Source organism: uncultured Flavobacterium sp. (assembly GCF_963922255.1).
Lineage (GTDB): Bacteria > Bacteroidota > Bacteroidia > Flavobacteriales > Flavobacteriaceae > Flavobacterium.
The window spans coordinates 333,186-358,081 of sequence record NZ_CAWUIC010000002.1 but is presented as its reverse complement, the minus strand read 5'-3'; the positions used below and the strand labels follow the sequence as shown (position 1 = coordinate 358,081).

The 24,896-nt window shown below is 31.1% G+C and carries 9 protein-coding genes; 5 read left to right on the top strand and 4 right to left on the bottom strand.

What is annotated here, in order from left to right; all coding sequences use genetic code 11:
• Window positions 1-9: 9 nt before the first annotated feature.
• From mnmG to AABJ49_RS03610, 3 genes are read right to left on the bottom strand one after another with little or no spacing between them, the layout of a single operon-like run.
• Window positions 10-1,881: a tRNA uridine-5-carboxymethylaminomethyl(34) synthesis enzyme MnmG gene (mnmG, locus tag AABJ49_RS03620; RefSeq protein WP_338376187.1), complete on the bottom strand. Its 1,872-nt coding sequence runs from the start codon at window positions 1,879-1,881 to the stop codon at window positions 10-12.
• Between the two features lie 45 nt (window positions 1,882-1,926).
• Entirely contained in the window at window positions 1,927-2,349 is a 423-nt protein-coding gene (ybeY, locus tag AABJ49_RS03615; protein WP_338376151.1) for an rRNA maturation RNase YbeY, read from the bottom strand.
• Window positions 2,349-5,660, bottom strand: a complete 3,312-nt coding sequence (locus AABJ49_RS03610; RefSeq protein ID WP_338376150.1) for a hypothetical protein — start codon at window positions 5,658-5,660, stop codon at window positions 2,349-2,351. The genes ybeY and AABJ49_RS03610 overlap by 1 nt, the downstream gene beginning before the upstream one ends.
• A 176-nt stretch (window positions 5,661-5,836) precedes the next feature.
• On the opposite strand from AABJ49_RS03610, the gene gltX reads away from it, so the two are divergent.
• Both gltX and AABJ49_RS03600 read left to right on the top strand, forming a co-directional pair.
• Window positions 5,837-7,339, top strand: coding sequence for a glutamate--tRNA ligase (gene gltX, locus AABJ49_RS03605; RefSeq protein ID WP_338376149.1), 1,503 nt, complete (start codon window positions 5,837-5,839; stop codon window positions 7,337-7,339).
• A gap of 92 nt (window positions 7,340-7,431) precedes the next feature.
• Window positions 7,432-8,385: an SPFH domain-containing protein gene (locus tag AABJ49_RS03600; protein ID WP_338376148.1), complete on the top strand. Its 954-nt coding sequence runs from the start codon at window positions 7,432-7,434 to the stop codon at window positions 8,383-8,385.
• A 464-nt stretch (window positions 8,386-8,849) separates the two neighbouring features.
• On the opposite strand, the gene AABJ49_RS03595 is transcribed toward AABJ49_RS03600, so the two are convergent.
• Entirely contained in the window at window positions 8,850-10,529 is a 1,680-nt protein-coding gene (locus AABJ49_RS03595; RefSeq protein WP_338376147.1) for a glutamine--tRNA ligase/YqeY domain fusion protein, read from the bottom strand.
• 243 nt (window positions 10,530-10,772) lie between these two features.
• Here AABJ49_RS03595 and AABJ49_RS03590 point away from each other — a divergent pair, with 243 nt between their 5' ends.
• Genes AABJ49_RS03590 through AABJ49_RS03580 form a run of 3 tightly spaced genes read left to right on the top strand, consistent with a single transcriptional unit; the run spans window position 10,773 to window position 24,895 of the window.
• Window positions 10,773-12,962 carry a gliding motility-associated C-terminal domain-containing protein gene (locus AABJ49_RS03590; RefSeq protein ID WP_338376146.1) on the top strand — a complete coding sequence of 730 codons (2,190 nt, stop codon included), beginning with the start codon at window positions 10,773-10,775 and terminating at the stop codon, window positions 12,960-12,962.
• A 2-nt stretch (window positions 12,963-12,964) separates the two neighbouring features.
• Window positions 12,965-14,353, top strand: a complete 1,389-nt coding sequence (locus tag AABJ49_RS03585; protein ID WP_338376145.1) for a PorP/SprF family type IX secretion system membrane protein — start codon at window positions 12,965-12,967, stop codon at window positions 14,351-14,353.
• A gap of 3 nt (window positions 14,354-14,356) precedes the next feature.
• Window positions 14,357-24,895, top strand: coding sequence for a T9SS type B sorting domain-containing protein (locus tag AABJ49_RS03580; protein WP_338376144.1), 10,539 nt, complete (start codon window positions 14,357-14,359; stop codon window positions 24,893-24,895).
• Window position 24,896: the final 1 nt, after the last annotated feature.

Here is a 24,896-nt window from a genome sequence, read left to right as displayed (position 1 = left end):
GATCACTTTTTAACGTCCCATATAAATTAACAATACAGAAATATCACTTGGAGAAACTCCGCTAATTCTTGAAGCTTGTGCAATTGTCTTTGGACGAATTTTATTGAACTTCATTTTAGCTTCAGTTGAAATAGACTTGATTTTACTGAAATCGAAATTATCTGGAATAATTGCATCTTCTAAACGATTCAATTTATCAGCGTGTAATCTTTCTTTTTCTATGTAACCTGAATATTTTACATCAATTTCTGCTTGTTCAATTATTTCTTCATCTAATTCATTTGTCGAAATATATTCAGCAACTTTTTCAAACTTAATAATGTCTTCTAAATCAATTTGAGGTCTAGAAAATACTTTAAACATTTTATCCGGTTGCGTCATTGGACTAGAACCTTTAGATTCTAAAATCGGATTTGCTTCTTCAGGCTTCGTACTAGTTTCTCTAAAAAACTGAACCATTGCATCTGACTTAGAAAATTTTTGCTCCATACGAATTAAACGTTCTTCAGAAGCTAAACCTAAATCAAAGCCTTTTGGAGTTAATCGAGAATCTGCATTATCTTGACGCAATAGTGTTCTGTATTCAGCACGTGAAGTAAACATTCTATATGGTTCTTCTGTTCCTTTAGTGATTAAATCATCTATAAGAACACCTATATATGCTTCATTACGTTTAAGAATAAATTCTTCTCTATCTTGAACTTTTAGAGCTGCATTTATTCCAGCCATTAATCCTTGAGAAGCTGCTTCTTCATAACCAGTTGTTCCATTAATTTGTCCAGCAAAATACAAACCTTCTACTAATTTAGTTTCTAATGTATGTTTTAATTGTGTAGGAGGGAAGTAATCATATTCAATTGCATATCCTGGTCTAAAGAATTTAACTTTTTCAAATCCTTCTACAGAACGTAACGCTTTGAACTGAATATCTTCTGGAAGAGAAGTTGAAAATCCATTTACATAAACTTCTACAGTATTCCATCCTTCTGGCTCTACAAATAATTGATGTCTATCTTTATCTGCAAAACGGTTAATTTTATCTTCAATAGAAGGACAATATCTTGGTCCAATACTTTTAATCCTTCCATTAAACATCGGGCTTCTATCAAAACCCTCTCGAAGATAATCATGAACTTGATTAGAAGTATAAGTCATATAACATGACCTTTGATGTATTAGCGGTTTTATACTTTGTAAATAAGAAAATTTATGTGGCTTTTCATCACCAGGTTGTTCGGTCATTTTTGAATAATCCAAAGACCGACCATCCACTCTTGGAGGAGTTCCAGTTTTCATTCTTCCCGATTCAAAGCCAACTTTCACTAAATCTTCTGTAATTCCAAATGAAGCACCTTCACCAGCTCGACCACCACCAAATTGTTTGTCTCCAATATGAATTAATCCATTCAAAAAAGTACCATTTGTCAATACAACCGTTTTAGATCTGATCTCTAAACCTAATGAAGTATTAATCCCTACAATCTTATTATTTTCAATCAATAAGCCAGAAACCATTTCTTGATAAAAATCAAGATTAGGAGTTTGCTCTAACATCAATCTCCATTCTTCTGCGAAACGCATTCTATCACTTTGAACTCTTGGAGACCACATAGCAGGTCCTTTTGACTTATTCAACATCTTGAATTGGATAGCAGTCTTATCAGATACAATTCCTGAATAGCCACCAAGTGCATCAATCTCTCTTACAATTTGTCCTTTTGCAATTCCACCCATAGCTGGATTGCAAGACATCTGTGCAATGTTTTGAAGATTCATTGTAACGAGTAGCGTGGAGCATCCCATATTAGCAGCCGAAGCAGCAGCTTCAGAACCAGCATGACCAGCACCAACTACAATTACATCATATTTATCTTGAAATATACTCATTGTTCCACGTGAAACATTAAAATTAATATTAACAGATGATTATTGTTGTTCCACGTGGAACATTGCAATTTTTTCATCTTCTTTTTGTCGCATTAACTTTGCATCTTGATTGGTTTTGTCTTTAAAACCACAGTAATGCAAAATACCGTGAGAAAGAACTCTTTTTAATTCTTCTTCGAAAGAAACATTGTAATTTAAAGCGTTTTCTGCCACTCTTTCTGTTGAGATAAAAATATCTCCCTGTACTAAATTTCCGACAGTGTAATCAAAGCTTATTATGTCTGTATAAGTATCATGATTCAGATACTCTACGTTGATATTTAAAAGATATTCATCATCACAAAAAATATAATTGATTTCACCTTCTGTAAAACCTTCGGATGTGATAATTTTTGAAATCCAATCTTGATAAACAACTTCGTTTTCTAATGCAAAATCATTTTCGTAGTTAAATGTAATCATTACTTATTAAAATATTCTTTAACCTTTTGGTCGTAATTTTTTTGCAAAGGTAAACTTTGTCTATTTAATATTTCAATGCTTTTGATATATTCTTGTAATTCCTTTGGTAGAGTAGAAGTATTGTTTGAAAATTTATCATCTGTTGTGTTAGATTTTCGCTTCTCGTCTTGTCCTTGTTGTTGGATAGCATTTTCTAATTTAAGCAATTCATGTTTTAAATTTAACATCTTTTGAAGCGTTTCATTTTTAAAACCCTTGTTGATTAATTGCTTTTCAATGTCTTTCATTTGGTTTAAAATATTATTACCATTGATACCTTGTTGTTCTAAAGTTTTCTGTAAAGCATCTCGAAGTTGTTGTTGCTCTTTAAGGATTTCTAAAATCTTTCCAGCATTTCCTTCCGAACCTTCTCCTTCACCATTTTCTCCTTGACCTTTTCCATCTTTCTTTCCTTCACCGGGCTTTTCTCCTGGTTTCTCTCCAGGCTTATCACCTGGTTTTTCACCTGGTTTCATTCCTTCCTTCATTTTTTCCGAAAGACCTTCTTGCTTTTTTATTATATCTGACAATTGTTTTTCACCTTTACCACTTCCTGGTTTTGGCATACCTTTTCCTGTGCCAGAACCTGATGCTTGCATGTTCATATCACTTTGAACATTACTTAAAAAGTCTGCTAACTTATTGGCACTAGATAATACATATTGCTGTAAAGAAGCTCCTCTTGCAACATTATTATCTGCTAAAGATTCTAAAGATTTATCTAAGTTATAATGTATTTCACCAACTTCATTTAATACAAATTCTGTAATCATTGGATTTCTCATGGAAACTGCAAAGATACTATCATCAACATGTTGGAATTGAGTTTTTAGTTCTTGTTGTTTTTTAAGAATTTTGTTTAAAGCCAAAGAACGCGATTGAGAAGATTTTGTGGGTTGAATTAATGCTTCTTCATCATAAGAAAAAGCTAAAAGATTATCTAGAATTTGACGTAACGCTTTTGCATCTTCTTCCATTTGTTGTGATTCTCCACCTTCCATAGATGCACTTATCTTTTGACTCATTTCTTTCATTTTTTTGGAGGCAGATTTTTGAGATTTAGAAGCTTTTGGTTTGTCATTTTTTTGTAAATCTTCTTCTGACTTTTCTAAATCATCTTGTACATCTTCTTGTTCGTTTTTATCATTTGGAATATCCATAGGTTTTTTTAAATCCTTATTGTCTTTATCCAATTGTTGTAATTCTTCTTTAATTTTGTCAAATTCGTCGCCAACTTTTTTCTGTTCATCTAAATTGTTTTTATTTTCATTGGCTAACTTATCTTCTTTTTCTCCTAACTTATTTAATTTGTCGGCAATTTGCTCCGCTTTCTTTTCAACATAAAAACGCTTTGTAAGTTCTACAAGTTGTTCTAAATTCTTTGCTTGGTTTTTAGAATCTTTTTTTAATTTATCTGCTTTTTCAAACAGTTCATCATCTTGTAATTTCTTTTGAAGTTCTTCTAACTCTTTTAAAAGTTTTTCATTTTTTTCAGATTGTTTTTGGCTTTCATCTAAACGACGTAACAATTCTTCTTTAAGTTTGTCTTCTTCTTTTGGATTAAAATTTTCAAGATTTTCTGAAAGTTTTTTGGTAAATTCTTTCATCATATCATCTTGCGATTTTTGTTTTTTGATGAAATCTTCAATTTTCTTTTGGTCTTTGAAATCTAAATTAGCTTTCTCCTTTTTCATTTTTTGGAGTTTATCCAATTCTTTTAATTGCTTTTCTTGATTGTTTAATGACTTTTCTAAACTATTTATATTATCATTTTGGTGTTTTAACAATTCGTCTTGTTTTTGATCATCTGTTAATTCATTATGAGAAAAAACAGAAGATTTACTCGATTTATAGTTGTTCACAGCATCGTTATCAAAAACTTCAAAATAGTAATCATAAATAACACCTTTTTCTACATTTAAACCATTTGGAAAAGAATACACAAACTGATCAACAGTTTGATTTTTCACAGGTATGTTACCACGTTTAACCAACTGAGGTTTATTTTTAGGATAATAAACAACTTGTAGCTTACTTAAACCATAATCATCTGATAGTTGTCCAATGATATATTCTTTATAGATTTTTAAACTATCTGGAGCTTTATTGGCAGAAATGAATGGAAATTGATCTTTTACAATATTAATTTGATAATCTAATGTTTCAAAATCTTTTACTTTATCATTTGATGTTACTAACTGGTATTCAAAACTTTGACTAATGTTTTTAGAAAAATTAAATTCACCAGTAGTAGAAGTGTAAACTGATTTTTTGTTATCTGCAATAAAAGCAACATCTGTTGTAGCAATAGTTGCTAATTTCCAACGAATGGTTGTTCCTTCAGGTACAATTGCATTACCTGTTCCTTTTATGGTTTCTGATTTACGTTTTAAATAACTTGGATACGATAAAATCATTTCGAAGTTATTGATTGTAGGAACATTAACTACTTTAAGATTGTAATCTTTTGAGTTTATATTATTTGCTTTCAGACTAAAATTCACATCCGAAATTACATTATCAAACTTATATTGAAACTCTCCAGTATTCGTGTTTTCCATTAAATATTCTTCTTCACCAATTATAAGCGATACATTTTCAGGAATCACATTTCCAACGGTTTTTACATTTAAAATAAAATCTTTGTTTTGTTGGGTAACCAAATCTTTATTCAAAACCACAAACTGAAAAGGAGCTGGTGGAATATATTTAGTATTATAATTGACAACTCTGTCCAACCCTTGTGAAATAATTTTAGAATTTCCAGAAACAAAAAACAAAGCCAATAATAAGATGGGAACTATCGCATAAGGCAAAAATTTCTTATTCTTATTAAAATTAATTGCTTTAGAGAAAGGAATTGGACTTAAAGTTTCTGCTTTTTGATTGATAGAAGCTAAAAGTAATTCTGAATTTTCTTTTTGATTTGATAATTGCAAAAAATTGGTCAGTTTATCATTTACTTCACTAAAGTGATTTCCTATAATTACTGATGCTTGTTCGTAATTAATTCCTTTTTGAAGTTTGAACAATTTGAATAATGGAAATAAAATAAATCGAACTAACAAGAAAACTTCAACAACAACGAACAACCAAAATAAAATAGTTCTTCCAGAAGTTGGTAACCAAAGAAAATATTCCACTAAAATGGTAAAGAGAAAATACAGCAATCCTAAACCAACAAAAAGAATAATTCCTTTTATGAGTTCATTGGTGTAAAACCTCTTGATAAAGGCTTCTAATTTCTCAAAAATGATAGATTTTGTTTCCAAATTGTTAATAGTCTGTTTATAACCGATAAAAATACAACATATAACGTAATAAGTCAAAAGTAATTGGTGATTAGCAAAACTTTAACTTCATAATCTGTTGATAAGTATCAGAATTTCTAAAATCTAAATTCTTACTTCTAAATTCAAATTGTATCTTTGCGACAAATTAGAAAAAAATGTCAAAACCAGTTAGAGTACGATTTGCTCCAAGTCCAACAGGAGGATTGCATATTGGTGGTGTAAGAACCGCTTTATTTAATTATTTATTTGCGAAAAAAAATAACGGAACATTCTATTTAAGAGTAGAAGACACTGACCAAACCAGATTTGTAGAAGGTGCTGAAGAATATATATTGGAAGCTTTAGAATGGTTGGGAATCTCTCCAGATGAAACTGTTGGAAAAAATGAAAAATTTGGACCTTATCGTCAAAGTGAACGAAAAGATATTTACAAAAAATATGCTGATCAATTGATTGAAAACGGTTGGGCATATTATGCTTTTGACACAGCTGAATCATTGGATGCTCACAGAAAACAACACGAAGCTGAAGGAAAAACATTCATTTACAATTGGCATAATCGTGAAAAATTAGATACTTCTTTAGTGATTTCTAAAGAAGAAACAGCTCAAAGAATAGCCAATGGTGATGCTTATGTGATTCGTTTTAAAACTCCAGTGAATGAAATTCTAGAATTGAAAGACATCATTCGTGGTGATATTAAGTTTGATACGAATTTATTAGATGATAAAGTATTGTTTAAAAGTGATGGAATGCCAACGTATCATTTAGCCAATATTGTGGATGATCATTTGATGGAAACTTCTCATGTAATTCGTGGTGAAGAATGGTTGCCAAGTTTGCCTTTACACAGTTTGTTATACAGAGCCTTTGGTTGGCAAGCCCCAGAATTTGCACATTTACCTTTGATTTTAAAACCAGTCGGAAACGGAAAATTAAGCAAACGTGATGGTGACAAATTAGGATTTCCAGTATTTCCACTAGCTTGGAAAACGGCAGAAGGAACTTCAATGGGTTATAGAGAACAAGGATTTTTTCCTGAAGCTGTTATTAACTTTTTAGCTTTATTAGGTTGGAATGATGGAACAGATAAAGAATTATTTTCATTAGAAGAATTAGTTGAAGCTTTTGATTTAAACAGAATTCACAAAGCAGGAGCAAAGTTTGATCCAGAGAAAAATAAATGGTTTAATCATCAGTATTTAATAGGCAAAAGTGATAAGGCATTAGCTATAAGTTTTTCAAAAGACATAGAAAATAGAGGAATTGAAACATCTTTAGATTTGGAAAGAGTTGTTGGATTAGTAAAAGAAAGAGCTAATTTCGTGAATGAACTATGGGATTTATCAGATTATTTCTTTGAAGCACCAACTTCTTATGATGAAAAAGCATCAAAAAATTGGAAAGAAGAAACTCCTGATTTAATGCAAAAAGTGATTGTTGAATTGAATAACATTGAAGACTTTACTTCTCAAAACATTGAAACTTTATTAAAAGAATGGATGACAGCCAATGAAATTGGAATGGGAAAAGTGATGCAACCTTTACGATTGAGTTTAGTTGGAGCTTTAAAAGGACCACATTTATTTGATATCATTGAAATGATTGGAAAAGAAGAAAGTATAAAACGTATTGAAAAAGCGATACAAACCTTATAAAAAAGTTAATCCCGAAAGTTTCGGGATTTTTTTTTTGTAACTTTTCACAACTTTACGCGTATAATTAACATAACCAATTTAAAAATTAAACTATGCCATTTTTCTACATTTTCGTGTTTTTAGGATTAATCGTTTTATTTTCTTCCTTTTTTACAGTAAAACAACAAACCGCAGCTATTATCGAACGTTTTGGAAGATATGCTAGCACTCGCTCATCTGGACTGCAATTAAAAATTCCAATTATTGATAGAGTTGCCGGAAGAGTTAATCTTCGTATTCAACAATTAGATGTAATTATTGAAACTAAAACAAAAGATAACGTATTCGTAAAACTAAAAGTTTCGGTTCAGTTTAAAGTGTTGCAAGAAAGTGTTTATGATGCTTTTTATAAATTAGAGTATCCTCATGATCAAATTACTTCTTATGTATTTGATGTGGTTCGTGCTGAAGTTCCTAAATTAATTTTGGATGATGTTTTCGAAAGAAAAGACGATGTGGCAATTGCTGTAAAAAGAGAATTAAACGGAGCAATGTCAGGTTATGGATATGATATTATCAATACGTTGATTACAGATATTGATCCAGATATTCAAGTTAAGAATGCGATGAACCGAATTAATGCTGCTGATAGAGAAAAAACAGCTGCTGAATATGAAGCGGAAGCAGGAAGAATTAGAATTGTAGCAAAAGCAAAAGCTGAAGCAGAAAGTAAAAGACTTCAAGGTCAAGGTATTGCTGACCAACGTAGAGAAATTGCACGTGGATTGGTAGAATCTGTAGATGTTTTGAACAGAGTTGGAATTAATTCGCAAGAAGCTTCTGCGTTGATTGTTGTAACACAACATTATGACACTTTACAAGCAATTGGTGCTGATACCAATAGTAATTTAATCTTATTACCAAATTCACCACAAGCTGGAAGTGAAATGCTAAATAACATGGTTGCGAGTTTTACGGCAAGTAATCAAGTTGGTGAAGCTATGAAAAAAGCAAATTCAAATAAGAGAAAAAAACAGAATGATGATGGTTCTGAAAATGAAGAATAATTTTTAGAAATTCCAAACTAAAAATTCCAAATTCTAAAAAAGGCTACTTTTGAAAAAAAGTGGTCTTTTTTCATTTTGAAAATATAAATTTCTCTAAAATGATAAGAATTTAACTAGAATTCAAAATTTGAGTGATTTTTAGCATGAAAACGCAAATAAAAAGCACTGTAGAAACATTTCATCAACAACTATAAAAGTATATTAACAACTTTTAAAAATTGCTTAAAATCAAGTTATGAAGGCCGTTTTTTAAATGTTTTAACTATCGAAAATAAAAAAATAATAGATTTAAATTATTATTAGTAAAAACTATTGATGTGTTGCTTAAAAATAACAAAATCTTATAAATAAAAAATTCCAAACCCTAAAATTTAGAATTTGGAAGTTTTTATAAGATTCTGAATCAAGTTCAGAATAAATTAAATTTTCAATATTTTGAAAAGATTTCCGTTTTCACGGAAATGTTACTGATTACTAATTTTTGCCCAAGTATCTCTTAATCCAACCGTTTTATTAAAAACTAATTTATCAGCTGAAGAATCTCTGTCTACACAAAAATATCCTAAACGTTGAAATTGGTAATGTTCTAATTCTTTGGCATTTACTAAAGAAGGTTCAACATAACCTGTGATAATTTCTAATGAATTTGGATTAATGTATTCTTTAAAATCTACTTCTTTATCTCCATCAGGGTTTTCGTGTGTAAACAATCTATCGTACACTCTAACTTCAGCTTCTACAGCATGTTTTGTAGAAACCCAATGAATCGTTCCTTTTACTTTTCTTTGACTAGCTTCTGAACCACTTCCTGATCTTGAATCTTCATCATAAGTACAGTGAATTTCTGTAATATTTCCATCAGCATCTTTTACAACTGATTCACCTTTAATGATATAAGCGTTTTTAAGACGAACCTCTGTTCCTAATGTCAAACGGAAAAATTTCTTATGAGCTTCTTCTTGAAAATCTTCTCTTTCTATGTAAAGTTCTTTAGAAAACGGCACTTTTCTGTAAGTCAAAACTTCCTCTTCTGGATTGTTTTCTGCTTCTAACCATTCTTCTTTATCTTCCGGATAATTAGTAATAACCAACTTTACAGGGTTTAAAACAGCCATTACTCTTGGAGCAATTTTGTTTAAGTCTTCACGAACGTAAAACTCTAATAATGAAACATCTATAAGGTTATCGCGTTTGGCAATTCCTATGGCGTTTGCAAAATTTCTTATTGCTGCTGCCGTGTAGCCACGTCTTCTCATTCCAGAGATGGTTGACATTCTTGGATCATCCCAACCTGCTACATGATTTTCATTGACTAATTGAGCTAGTTTTCGTTTACTTACTACTGTGTGTGATAAATTTCTTCTAGCAAATTCACGTTGTTTAGGTCTTACTTTAGTTTCATCATAGATCTGATTTAAGAACCAATCATATAATTCTCTATGAGGTAAAAATTCTAAAGTACAGAATGAATGCGAAACTTGTTCGATATAATCACTTTCACCATGAGCCCAATCATACATAGGATAAATACACCATTTGTTTCCTGTTCTGTGATGATGTTTATGTAAAATTCTATAAATAATAGGATCACGCATTAACATATTGGTTGCATTCATGCTTATTTTTGCACGTAAAACGTGAGTTCCTTCTGGAAATTCACCGTTTTTCATACGTTCAAACAAATCTAAATTCTCTTCAACAGAACGATTTCTGAATGGAGAATCTGTTCCAAATTGCGTTGGAGTTCCTTTTTGTTTTGCCATATCTTCAGAAGACTGACTATCAACATAGGCTTTTCCGTTTTTTATTATATCAATAGTCCAATCATATAATTGTTGAAAATAATCGGAAGCATAACATTCTTTATCCCATTGAAAACCAAGCCATTCTACATCTCTTTTAATAGCATCAACAAATTCTTGCTCTTCTTTAGCAGGATTTGTGTCATCAAAACGAAGGTTAACAGGAGCATTATAATCTAATCCTAACCCAAAATTTAGACATATAGAACTTGCGTGACCAATATGCAAATAACCATTAGGTTCTGGAGGAAAACGAAAACGCAATTTATCATTAGATAAACCGTTTTTAAGATCTTCGTTTATTATTTGTTCAATGAAGTTTAATGATTTTTGTTCTGACATTTTCAGTATATTTTTAGCAAAAATAGCTAAAATTATCAAGGCTAAAAATTGAATTTACATATAATATTACTTTGATACGGTTTAACATTGTAGGAAGTGTGGTTTCACCGCAAAAAAGGGTGTTTTAATCGATTTTATTGGTTATTAACACTATTTGTTTATAAAAAATACTTGGTTGTTGATAATATTTTATATATTTGTGGGTGTGATATTAAGGACACTTATATTAAATTAAAAATCAATATGTTACAAAAGTTAATAGCCCCGTTAGCTTTGTTGAACAAAAGAGTTTTTTTAACAATAGCCTTGTTAATAAGTTGGATTTTTGCTTCTGCACAAATTACAATAAACACACCTACTTTAGGCTTTTCTCAAGTATGTGCTTCAACAACTTTTAACAATTACAATCTTAGTTTTTCATTTTCTCCAGCCTCAAACTTAGGTTCTGGAAATGTTTTTTCTGTTGAGTTATCAAATGCCTCAGGTAGTTTTACTTCCCCAACTGTTTTAACAACAACAACCGAAATGGTTTCACCAGTGAGTGTTTCATTTCCTTTTCCAACAAATGTAAACGGAACCAATTATAGGATTCGAATTAAGAGTTCGTCTCCAGTAAGTACAAGTCCTTCTAGTGTTGCTTTTGCAGCAAATTACGCGGTTTATAATCAACCTTTTACTATTAACAATAATGTTTCAACACAAGCTATTTGTAGTTCTTCAAACTTTAACTTAACTATTGATAGTGGGCCAAATAGTCCTTTAAACTTTTCTCAATTAACTTATAAATGGTATAAAAATAATACAGTCATTTCTGGTCAAACCTCATCAAGTTTACCCATAACAGAAGCTGGAAATTATTATGTTCGTGTAGATTATGGAACATGTAATTTGAATGCGTATTCTAATGTGGTTTCAATAAGTGTTACACCTGCAGAAATTTTAACTATTAGTTCACAGGGAAATGCAACAACTTTCTGCCCTTCAACAGGTTTATTACTTTCAAGTATGATTGCTAGTTCAGGTTACACATACCAATGGTATAGAAACAATGTTCTAATTGCTGGAGCAACGAATGCTACTTATACTGCCACTCAGGAAGGTAGTTATTCTTTAGTAGCATCAAATACAGAGTGCATTATTAATTCAAATGTATTGGTGTTGACTGAAAACACCTTTACTCTTTCATTAGATTCGGGAACTGAAATAAACCTATTACCAGGTCAGACCAAAATATTAACTTGTAGTACAAATGCTGTAAACCCAACATATACTTGGTATAGAAATAACTTACTGCTTACAGGTCAAACAGCCAGTACATTGTCTATAAATCAAACTGGAAATTATAAAGTAGTTGTAAAACAAAATACGGGCTGTGTGATTGAGAAAGAAGTTTCTACACAAGTAACAGCACCAACATCATACAATTTAAGTATAATTCATAGTGCTGATTATGAAGATTGTGATAAAACTTCGGAAACACTAACTATAGCTTCATTTGAATCGATTTCAAGTTTAGGAACAAACTCAGTACCTACAAACATTGGTGTTTCTTATGCTTGGTTTAAAAATAATACTTTAATTCCTGGGGCTATCTCCTCTAGTTATACTGTATCTAATTATGTTAATAGTGATACTTATCATGCTGAGGCAAAATTTACGGACGGACAAACAGTTTCTTCCAATAATTTAGCTGTTCGATTAAAAATTGATGAAACAATTAGTTTATCAACAGATGGTATTTTATGTAATACAAATACAGAAGTTACAATTACTTCTTCTCTTACAAATTCAATATTTACATATCAATGGTTTAAAAATGGTAACTCAACTGTCTTAGGAACAAATACAACTTATGATGCTACAGAAGAAGGTGATTATTATTTGACAATCTCGTTTTTAGGATGTGAATTAAGTTCAAACTTGATACCTGTTGAGACTATTGATGAAACTATTTTAGTAACAAATTATGATGACGAAATTTTTATTAATGAAGGGGAAGAAATAACCATTACTGCTTCAGGAGCAGATTCTTATGAATGGTATAATGATGGTGTTTTGGAAAGTTCAACAAATGAAATAAATATTAGTCAAGAAAGTATTATTCAGTTAATTGCACAAATTAACGGTTGTGAAATTATTAAAGATTTTACTGTTTTATTACAACCAAAGATGTTTAGTGCGGTCATTCCAAATACCATTACTCCAAACAATGACGGAAGAAATGATACGTGGATAATTACGGAAGAATATGCTTATCAAAATGATATAGAAATTGTGATTTTTTCTTCCAACCAACAAGTCGTTTTTAGAACTAGTGATTATCAAAACAATTGGCCATTAGAACCTATTGCAAAGAGCAACAAGATTTTCTATTATAAAATTTTAAAGAATAATTCCACCTTACAAAAAGGAATGATATCAGTAATACAATAAGAATGATTAGACACAAACTTCTTTTTATTATAGGGCTTATTTTAAGCTGTGTGATTACAAATGCTCAAACTGATACCAGCGATGAGTTTGTAATGCCATCACAGACATTTATGCGTTTTAATAGAAATTTAGTTAATCCAACCCTTTCAATATTTAATAGTTATAAGTCAGAATATGTTGCTTATCACAGAAATCAATGGTTTGATTATGATGAATCTCCAAAAACCTATATGATAAATTATTCAGGAAATAATTATGAAAATAGCGGTTATGGTTTAGGAATTTATCAACAAGAAGTTGGTGTTTGGAAGAGTTTTGGAGGAATTGCCAATTATGCAAGAGGAGTTCGTTTGAATGATGAAACTATATTGTCTTTTGGGTTTAATGTTGTGTTTTTTAACTCAGGTTTAAACAGAGGAAAAATCATTACCGGTGAAGCTGATCCATATTTAGAACAATATGATAATACAAGTATATTGATGTTAAATCCTGGATTATCACTTCAGTTTGGGAAATTCAATTTTGGAGTGTATGGTGATAATTTAGTGGATTATAATTTTAAGACAAGCGAAATGCAGACAAAATTTGGAGAAAAAACTATATCAAGTCATTTGTCGTACATACATTCTCTAGAAAGTGCCAGCAACTTATTTGAAAATAGTAGTTTGACATTTTTGGCAAGAGGAAAATACATTGCTATGGAAGATTTAGATTATTCAGCTGGGATTTTATATAATGTTCCACGAGCTGGTTGGGCACAAGCTTCATATAGTGATTATTATGGTGTTTCAGGTGGATTGGGAATTAATATTTCTCAAAAAATTGCCATTGGTTATAATTATGAAAAAGGATTAGGAAAAGAGATTACCAATTTAGGAGCGACTCATGAAATATTTTTAGCGCTTACTTTAGATAGTAATGAAGAGTTTACAGCCTATTCAAAAAAACCTAAAGTTGATAAAGAAGCTGAAGCAGAACGACTGAAAAATCAAACATTAGAGCAAGAAGAAATAGATCGATTTAAACAAAATATTTACAACCAAACAATTGTAGAAACTAACTCTGCAACCGTTAAAAAATTAGAGGAATTTGTACTAAATGTAGAGAATGATAATATAAATTACTTATTACTTCCAGAGAAAAATAGTGGGATTAAAAAGGGATATTATGTCATCGCTACGATTTATAAAGAGAAAAATAAAGCCACAAAATATATCAGTGACCTAAAGAAAAAAGGGCTGAACAAAAGTGGTTCATTTAAAACATCAGGCAATCAATGGAACTATGTTTATGTTGAACGATTTGATAGTTATGAAGCAGCTAAAAAAGCATATCAAACAAAATTCAACAATAAGTACCCCGAAACTATGTGGATTTTACCAATACTTTAACCTATGAGAAAAATTACTATATCTCAAAAAATTGTTGTTGTTCTCATCCTACTATTAGGAACAATAACTTCTTCAGCTCAGATTAAAAATTCTTTTGATGTTCGTTTTCAAACAACAGTAAGAGGAGATTTAACTATGATTTCTAATAATATTCTTAATAGAAAGACAAATAATACTTCTGCTAATACATCTTATAATGGTACAGAGGCAAATGACAATTTAGATATGCAATATATTGACATTGACGGTTCAACTCAAACCTTCAATTCAAGTAGTGCTAATTTAACTATTCCAGATGCTTCTTGTTCAAAAATTGTACATGCTGGATTATATTGGGCTGCAACTTATAAATATAATTTAGTAAATGTATCATCATCTGGAAGGGAAAATGATTGGAATCAAGTAAAGTTTAGAGTGCCTGGTGGAAATTATGTAGATATAACTGCTGATGAAATTTTATATAATGCTTTTGGAAATGCTAATCAAGTTAATGTTGCTCATAGTCCTTACGCTTGTTTTGCAGATGTTACAGCACTTGTTAGTGGATTGACTAATCCGAATGGTACTTATTTTGTAGGGAATATTCGTGCCAGTAGAAACGAGATCAATGGTCAAACTTCATCAATTAGTGGTGGACTTTCTGGAGGTTGGACATTAGTAATAGTATATGAAAATATTAATTTACCTGGGAAAAATATAACTACCTTTGATGGATATGCAGTAATTGCTTCAAATGCAGGTAATTTAGACATTCCTGTGAGTGGATTTTCTACACTTCCTCCACCTTTTCCTGTTAGAGCAAAATTAGGAGTAAATACTCTTGAAGGTGATTTAGGAGTTAATGGTGATCAGTTTAGAATTAAAGCCAATTCGGTTGCTGGATTTACAACTTTAACCAACACTCCACCTCCAGCAGCTGCAGTAACAAATAATTATTTTAATTCTTCCATTACTTCAAATGGAGCTTTTTTTACAGCAAGAAATCCAAATAGTTCTAATACCCTTGGGTGGGACTCGCATTTGAATAATATTAATAACCCTGCAAATAGTGTCATACCAAATAATGAAACTGGAGTCACTCTAAGGGCATTATCAAGTCAAGATAAATATGATATTTTCTTAACAACTTTTGATGTTGAGATTATTGAACCACAAATTCCTTTATTGAAAGAGGTTGAAGATACAGCAGGAAATAATGTTAACAATCAAGCACTAGTATTAGGACAAGAAATTTTTTACACATTAACCTTTCAAAATACTGGAAATGATAATGCGCAAAACTTCACTATTACTGATGTTTTACCTATAAATGCAATATTTCCAGCTAATGGAACCATTCAACCAGGAGATGTTATTTTGCCTCCAGGAGTTACTTATGTTTTTAACCCTGCTACTAATCAATTTACATTTACAATACCTAATAATTTAGTAGAGATAGGTGATCCTGCTTATACTATAAGAATTAAGGTAAAAATTCCATCAAACTGTAATGACTTTAAAGACGCTTGTACTAACTTAATCAATAATCAAGCGTTTGTTTCTTATACAGGTGAACTAAATCCTCAGATAATTACTGATAATCCTAGTTTTAATGGATATGACAATTGTAATTATCCAACTCCAGGTACAACAAATTTTATTGCTAACATAGATGATTGTATTTTTACAAGTACAGAAGTTTTATGTGGTAATACTGTTGATTTAACTGCAGCAGATGGTTATGATACATATCAATGGGAAGATTCTAATGGAAATATTATAGGTAATACACAAACAATTACAGTTAATGCAACAGGTGTTTACACTGTATATTTATCTATTCCACCACCTTGTGTTTCAATATATCAAACAATTACAGTTGTAGATTTTAATAATGCTATTAATACAAATCCTGCAACCCCTTATGCTGATGTTGTGGAAATTTGTCCAAATGACGGATCGGAATTACCAAAAATATTTTTGTGCGGAATTAATGATAATGTATTGATTCAGTCTGGTGTTAATGATGCTGTTAGTATCGATTGGCAAATATTAGTACCTGGAAGTTGTCCTCCTGTTGGAATCAACAATTGTGCAAACAATAATCCTGGTTGTACATGGAACACTGTTGGATCTGGTCCAAACTTTAATGTTACAACAGCAGGAGAATATCAAGTAATATTTACTTATCAAAATGGTTGTTTTAGGCAATTCTATTTTAATGTTTTTCAAAATGTTTTAAATCCAGATATAGTAACTTCAAATATAATTTGTACTACTCAAGGTTCTATCACTATTAATAATATACCTTCAACTTACGAATTTAGTTTATCACCAACTGGACCGTTTCAAGCTTCAAATACTTTTAATATAGCTAGTGCTGGTGTTTATACTGTTTACGTTCAACAATCTGGAGTAACTGGAGGTTGTCTTTTTGAATATCCTAACATCAATATCTTAGAACAACTTTTAGATGTTGATGTTATTGTTACTGATAAACTTTGTAATGATGGTTTTGGTAGCATACGAGTACAAATCAATGGTGTTGATCCACAATATTATTTTAATATATCCCAAGGTGCAACAGTAATATCGACGTTTGGTCCTTCTATTGATAATGACCATTTATTTTCTAATTTAAACCCTGGTACTTATACTGTTACTGCAACAACTGATGATGGATGTACATATACGGAACAAGTAACAATTGAAGATCTTTCAGATTTAGAACTTGTTGCTAGTGTTTCTCAACACGTCGGATGTAATCAAGGTAATATTCAAGTAAATCCAAATGGAGGGCAACCACCATATAACTATGCTATATATAGTTACAATGGTGTTCCAGTTAATCCAGCAAATTATCAATATCAAACAAGTGTAATTTTTGATGTACAAAACGGTGAACAAGGAGATTATCAATTCTTAGTTATTGATAGTAATAATTGTACATCATTATCAAATATAGTAACAATAAATTTAGAACCACCTGTTACATTAAGTGAAACGCATACTAATGTAACTTGTAACGGTTTAAATAATGGAACTATTACTGTACAAACAGGTCCTACGAACGGGTACAATGTAAATTATAGTATTGATAATGGTACAACATTTCAATCTTCAAACGTTTTTAATAACTTAGTTCCTGACACTTATACAATTTTAGTAACATTTACAAAAGGAAATAGACTTTGTGAATACACAATAGATGTTACCATAACTGAACCTAATCCTTTGCTTGGTCAAGCACAGATAGTTCAGCAATTAACTTGTAACACATTAGGAGCAATTCAAGCTATAAATGTTTCTGGTGGAACATCTCCTTATCAATACAGTATTAATGGTGTTACTTTTCAAAATTCTAATGTATTCAGTAATTTAAATGCAGGAACTTATATTGTTACTATAAGAGATGCTAATAATTGTACAATTACAACCTCTCCAATAACATTTGTACAACCAACACCACCAACAGATATTACTTTTGTTGCTTCAGCGGTTACGTGTCCAAATTTAACTAGTAATGTAACAGCAACAATAATTGGTGGAACAGCTCCATATGTAGTTCAAATTACTTCACCTTCTGCAATTTCTGCAACTACAACTGTTGGAAATGTAGCCAGTTTTAACAACTTAGCAGTTGGTACTTATACATTCAATGTAACTGATTCAAATGGATGTTTATATCAAAAAAACTTTACTATAAATCCAATAAATTTTATCAATGTAACTGGAAGTTTAATGTCTAATGTTGTTTGTTTTGGAGATGCAAATGGTTCTGTTTTATATAATGTTAGTGGATTTAATACTTCATATTCATATAGTATAAATGGTGCTGCACCAATAACAAATCAAACAAATAGTTCAATTTCATTAAATAGTATAGGTATTGGTAATTATTCAATAACCGTTACAGATAGTACTACAAACTGTCAAGCTACTGTTAGTGTAACTGTTTCTGGACCAAGTAGTCCTTTAACATTAAATACCACAGTAAATCCAATTACTTGTATAGCAAACGGAACAATTAATGCATCAGCTTCTGGTGGTTGGGGTTCCTATTCTTATACATTAACGCAACCTAACGCAACGATAGTTGGTCCACAAGGTAGTGGTATTTTTAATAATTTATCACAAAATGGAAGTTATACTATTACTGTTACCGATGGAAATGGATGTAGTGTTACAAATACTGCAACATTAAATACACCAATAACTCCAACATTAGTTATAAGTCCTTCCTCAACTATTTGTTATAATGCATCAACAGGCTCAACTATAATTGTAACTGCTTCAAGTGGAAATCCTCCTTATCAATACAACATTAACGGAAGTGCTTATCAGTCAAGTAATACGTTTAATGGTTTAACACCAGGGAATTATACTATCAATGTTAGAGATAGTTTTGGTTGTATTGCAACTGTTTCTCAAACAATAACTCCTACTTTATTAGCTCAAGCAACATTGACAAAAAACTTGGATTGTAGTTCAAGTCCGAATGCCGTAATTACTGTAAATATAAACGGTGGAACAACTCCATATCAATATCAATTAAATTTCAATAATGGTGGATTTGGAACATCAACTACTGTAGTTGGAAATTCCTTTACAACTTCAACTTCAGCTGCTGGAACTTATCAATATTTAATTACAGATGCTGCTGGTTGTACTTTCACAACAAACTCTATAACAGTAAACCCAATTACAACTCCACAAATTATTAATGTTGCTCAAACACAGCAAAATATATGTAATGGTGATACTAATGGTGCTTTTGTGGTAAATATAAATTCAAGTCAAGGTACTCCTCCTTTCCAATTTAGTATTAATGGTGGTACATTCCAAAATTCAAATATATTTACAGGTTTAACTGCTGGAGTTTATAATATAACTGTTAGAGATAGCAAGCAATGTACTGCAACATCTTCAATTACATTAGTAGAACCAGATCCTATTACTTATGACATTTCTATAACAGAAATTACATGTAACAATCCTGGTGGAACATCATTTGGAGAAGTAATTTTTGAAAATGTAACAGGTGGTACTCAACCTTATACCTATTACTTAAGTAGCAATTTTGGATATTCAGACAGTTATTCAACAACAACTAATGAAGATCATACCTTCATAGTATTAAATTTTGGTATTTATACTGCTGAAGTAATTGATTCAAATGGTTGCTCTGTTGTTCAAGGTAATATTATAATAGCTTCACCTCCTGACGATTTAGATATTGATATATCAACGGCAACAGCAGATTGTGTAAATGGTGGGACTGCTATAGTAACTGTTTCTTCATTAGTTAGTAGTGGTTCTTATGAATTTGGAATATTAGAAACCAATACATTGCCATATACATCTACATATCAGTCTTCAGATATGGGTACTCCAGAAACTTCAACATTTACTGGATTAGTACCTGGTGTAACATACACATTTGTAGTTCATGATTTAATTACAGATTGCTATTATTTTGAAACGGCTAATGGACCTATTCCAAGCCCTTCAAATTTAACAGCAGCAATAACTGTTGTTCAAAACGTAACATGTACTGGAAGTGGAAATGGTAGTATATCATTCACTTTTGATAATTATGATGTCACAACGACCTCTGTGTCTTATGAAATATTTCATGCTCAATCTAATATCAGCACATCAATTACAGGAAGTAGTCCAACAACTGGAGGTGCTGTATTGGTTCAAAATTTTGGTGTATTAAGTCCTGGAACTTATTACATACTTTTAACCGAGAATGGAACAGGAACTGCTAATGGATGTACCTCTGCGACTTCAAACTTTACAATAACTCAATCAACTAATCAATTAGCTGGGACTGCAACTTTTATTAGTAATTTAAACTGCAATAACCCTGGTTATATATCAGCAACAGGACAGTTTGGAACGCAGCCCTATCAATACCAAGCTCTTCTGAGTACAGATCCTGCTCCAACTGTTACAACTTTTGCAGGAACTGTTCTAAACACAATTCCAATTACTATTGCAGGTACATATGTTGTTTACATAAGAGATGCAAATAATTGTATTGTAGCAACGAATACTGTAGTCGTTGGTGAAGATCTTTTACCGTCAATTAGCAGTCTTACAGTTGACGATTCTTGTGCAAATGAAGGAAGTTTTTCGATTACTATTACTAGATCACCTAATGGAGTTGCCCCATATGCTTATTCAATAGATGGAGGAGCAGGTTTTGTTGAAAACGCATCTACTTTTACTGTTAGTAATCTTTCATCAGGATTTCACACTGTAGATATGGTAGATAGTAATGGTTGTTTGTTTTCAACAAGTATTACTATAGATTCAATAATTAATGGAAGTGCTATTATTACCACACAACCTAGTTGTGATAATGATGATGGAGAAATTCAAGCTACTGCAACAAACGGAAGTGGAAATTATTCTTTTGAATTACAAACTGCTGCAGGTACAAATGTAGCTGGACCAAATACAACTGGATTATTTTCTACATTAGGTTTTGGGTCTTATAATGTGATTATTTCAGATGCTACTTTAGGATGTGATATAACTATTCCTTTAACTTTAGAACAACCAACAGCTGTTTCATTCACTACAACTCACGAGAATGTAAGTTGTAATGGAGCTTCAGATGGAAGTATTTCTATTGTTTTAGATCCAACAAATATTGATACTCCTTATACTTATTCACTATTTGATGGAACAACTACAATTACACAAAACACTCCTATTTTTACAGGATTAACTGGTGGAAATTATACAATAACCGTAACATCTTCTAAAAACTGCTTTGCGTCACAAGTAATTAATATTACTGAACCAAATCCATTAACCTTAATCTTAACAGGAGGTACTTTTGTTTGTAACAATAATAACAATGTGAGTGTAGTTACAATAACTGCAAATGTTGGATTAGGAACAGGTACAGCTCCCTATTTATACAGTATTGATGGAACAAATTATCAAAATACAAACACTTTTGATATAATTGATAATGGAACAGTTCAAAATATTACGGTTACAGTTAAAGATTATAATGGCTGTACTATAGATGAATCTATAATAATTAATCCTTTGCCGACAATAACTGACGTTTCTGTAACTCAAAATATTGCATTAACATGTGGTAATGAAGAAGAAGTTTTAATTACTGTAACAGGTGGATCTGGAACATATACTTATCAATTATTACCTAATGGTGCTATAGTGGGTCCAACAACAAATAACACTGCAACTTTTGCACTTATGACTTCGGGCTCTTATGTTTTTGAGGTTGTGGATACTTTAACTGGATGTAGTACTTTAACTACTCCTTATGTTATTGATCCTTTAGGAGTACTAACAGTTGTAGCAGATAATTCAAATGCTGTAAGTTGTTATGGAGGAACCAATGGTGAATTTGATATAACTGTAACTGGTTATACTGGAAATTATTATTACAACATTTATGATGATACAAACACTATAATAGCTTCAGGAAGTAATAACACCTCTACAAACCCATTGACTTTAACAGGTCTTGGTGGTGGAAACTATTCTGTCCAAATTATAGCAACTGATACTCCTTTCTGTGAAGCACTTTCTAATGTAGTAAATATTTATTCACCTCCAAACCCATTAACTTTAGATGTTCAACAAACTTCTGATGTTACTTGTAATATACCTGGTTTAGGAACTATAACAGCACAAGCTAATGGTGGAAATGGAACATTTGAATATCAATTAGTAAATATAACAACAAGTTCTACTATTCAATCATTTGGAACAAATAGTACATTTACTAATTTAAATGAAGGTACTTATGAAGTTACAGTCAGAGATATAAATCTTTGTGAAATTTCTCAAACAATACTACTTGATGCACCAACACCAATTGATGCAACTTATGTAGTTACAAATGCAAATTTATTATGTTATAATGAATCAAATGGAAGTGTAACAATAACTGCAACTGGTGGGCAAGGTAGTTATCAATATACTTTAACTGATGCAAATGGTATAACTTCTGGACCTCAAATTGGAAATGACTTTGATAATTTAGGAGCTGGTACCTATACTATTTATGTAGAAGATGGATGGAATTGTAACTTTACTACTTTACCATTTACAATAACTGAACCTACTCAAATTGAGGCAACATTAAGTGTTCAAAGTACATTATACTGTGATGTTAATAATCCAAATAATGCTGAATTAGTAATTACAGCTTCTGGAGGAACACCTCCTTATATGTATAGTTCAAATGGAACAATTTTTAACTCAACAAATACATTTACTGTTGGACCAGGTACTTATCAATACTATGTTACTGATGCTAATAATTGTACATCAATAATTACAAATGCAGTAACTATTACTCCTATTACTCCATTAACGATAGCTATAAATGCATCAAATACAGCTATTCAATGTAATGGTGATACTAATGCTTCTATCACGGCAAATGCAACTGGAGGTTTAGGAAATTACACTTACACATTGTTAAATGCAACAACAATGGCAGTTATTACTGGACCACAAACTAGTAATATATTTAATCAATTGGGTGCAGGAAGTTACATAGTAACAGTGAATAGTGATGGTGGTTGTGAAGAAAATTCAAATACTGTAATTATTACTCAACCAAATAATGCGTTAAACATTACAAATTTTACCGTAACACCTGCAACATGTAATGGAACTGCTAATGGAAGTATAACATTTAATCCAACAGGAGGAACACCTCCTTACCAATATGCAATTACAAATCAATTAGATCAGTTCTTTAATACAAATACTTTTATAGGATTAGGTGTTGGAATGTATACCGTAGTTGTTCAAGATTCTAATGGTTGTTTTGAAACAATAAATGTTCAAATGACTGAACCAGATCCTTTAGTAGCAACATTAGATATAAATTTACCTGAATTGTGTGAAGGAAGTAATAATGGAACAGCAACAATTAGTATAGTAGGTGGAACTGCACCCTATTTTACAAGTTTAGATGATGACACTCCTGGTAACTTTGTTCAAGGTCAATTAGTATTCAATAACTTAGATAGCACTGTTGATCATACAATATATGTTCATGATGCAAATGATTGTCAAACAAATATTTACATACCAGCAGGAAACCCAATAACATTAACTCCTACAGCTACTGTTAATTATGATTGTACAACAACTACAATACTTCAAAATAACACAGTTACTGTAAATGTTGAAGCAATAAACGTTGGTCAAGTTGAATACTCATTAGATAATCAAACAAGTTATCAAACAAATAATGTTTATACTAACTTAACTAATGGAACACATACAATATATGTAAAACATAATAACGGTTGTGTTAAAACAGTTGATATAACTATTACTAATTGGATTCCAGTAACAGAAACTCATACTCAAGTTAATGTATTATGTAATGCAGCAACAACCGGAAGCATAACAGTTAATGGAAATGGAGGAAACGGAACATATCAATATGCAATTTCTCCATCATTTACTTATGGAACAACTAATACATTTAACAATTTAGCAGCTGGAACCTATACTGTAAAAGTAAAAGATGGTAACAATTGTGAAATTGAAACACCTATAATTACAATTACTGAACCAACTGCTTTAAACGCAATTATTTCTGATTTTGGTCAAGATGTTTGTTTAGGTGATAATGTTGGATACATTCAAGTAACTATTAGTGGTGGAGTTGGTCCTTATATGGCTAGCTCTAACAATACAAATAATTATCAAGCTGTTGGATCAAGTAACATTGTAGATTACTTTAATTTAGCTGGTGGAGCAACTTATACGGTTTATGTTAAAGATGCAAATGGTTGTGAAACAATCATTTCACAAACTTTAGATCCAGCTGTTGATTTAAACCCAATTGCTGCTGTAGATTATGACTGTACAAATAATCAATCAACAAATACAGTTACAATTACAGTTGATAGTATTTATGAAAATGATGTTTTATATTCAATTGATGGTGGAAATAATTATCAAATTAGTAATACATTTATTGATGTAGCTCCAGGAACTTATATAGCTACTGTTGAACACATTAATGGATGTGTAGCTACAAGTAATAATTTCACAATAGATCAAATTGATGCTGTTGATTTAGTAGTAACTGAAACTGGATTAAATCAAATAACAGCTATTGCTTCTGGTGGAGTTCCTCCTTATACTTATGTATTCAATGGAACAAATACAGGTTCAAACAATGTGTTTATCTTTAATCAAACTGGAATTCAAAATGTTTCGGTTTATGATGCTAATGGATGTGAAGCTAATGTCCCAATTCCAACAACGTTTTATCCAATTGAAATTCCAAACTTCTTTACACCTGATGGTAATGGATTTAATGATTACTGGGCTCCTCAAAACGTGGATAACTATACCAATATTGAAAGTATAATTTTTGATAGATATGGAAGAGAAATCATTCGATTAAAATTAGGAGAATCTTGGAATGGAACATACGAATCGACTGATTTACCTTCAGGTGATTACTGGTACTTGGTTAATATAAATGATGGATCAGGAAGAACTTTTACAGGAAACTTCACCCTTTATAGATAAT

What these genes read in the sequence shown, in the direction of transcription:
- AABJ49_RS03585 (WP_338376145.1), top strand. Translation starts at nt 12,965, where the DNA reads ATGATTAGACACAAACTTCTTTTTATTATAGGGCTTATTTTAAGCTGT.
- AABJ49_RS03595 (WP_338376147.1), bottom strand. Translation starts at nt 10,529, where the DNA reads ATGTCAGAACAAAAATCATTAAACTTCATTGAACAAATAATAAACGAA.
- AABJ49_RS03590 (WP_338376146.1), top strand. Translation starts at nt 10,773, where the DNA reads ATGTTACAAAAGTTAATAGCCCCGTTAGCTTTGTTGAACAAAAGAGTT.
- gltX (WP_338376149.1), top strand. Translation starts at nt 5,837, where the DNA reads ATGTCAAAACCAGTTAGAGTACGATTTGCTCCAAGTCCAACAGGAGGA.
- ybeY (WP_338376151.1), bottom strand. Translation starts at nt 2,349, where the DNA reads ATGATTACATTTAACTACGAAAATGATTTTGCATTAGAAAACGAAGTT.
- AABJ49_RS03580 (WP_338376144.1), top strand. Translation starts at nt 14,357, where the DNA reads ATGAGAAAAATTACTATATCTCAAAAAATTGTTGTTGTTCTCATCCTA.
- AABJ49_RS03600 (WP_338376148.1), top strand. Translation starts at nt 7,432, where the DNA reads ATGCCATTTTTCTACATTTTCGTGTTTTTAGGATTAATCGTTTTATTT.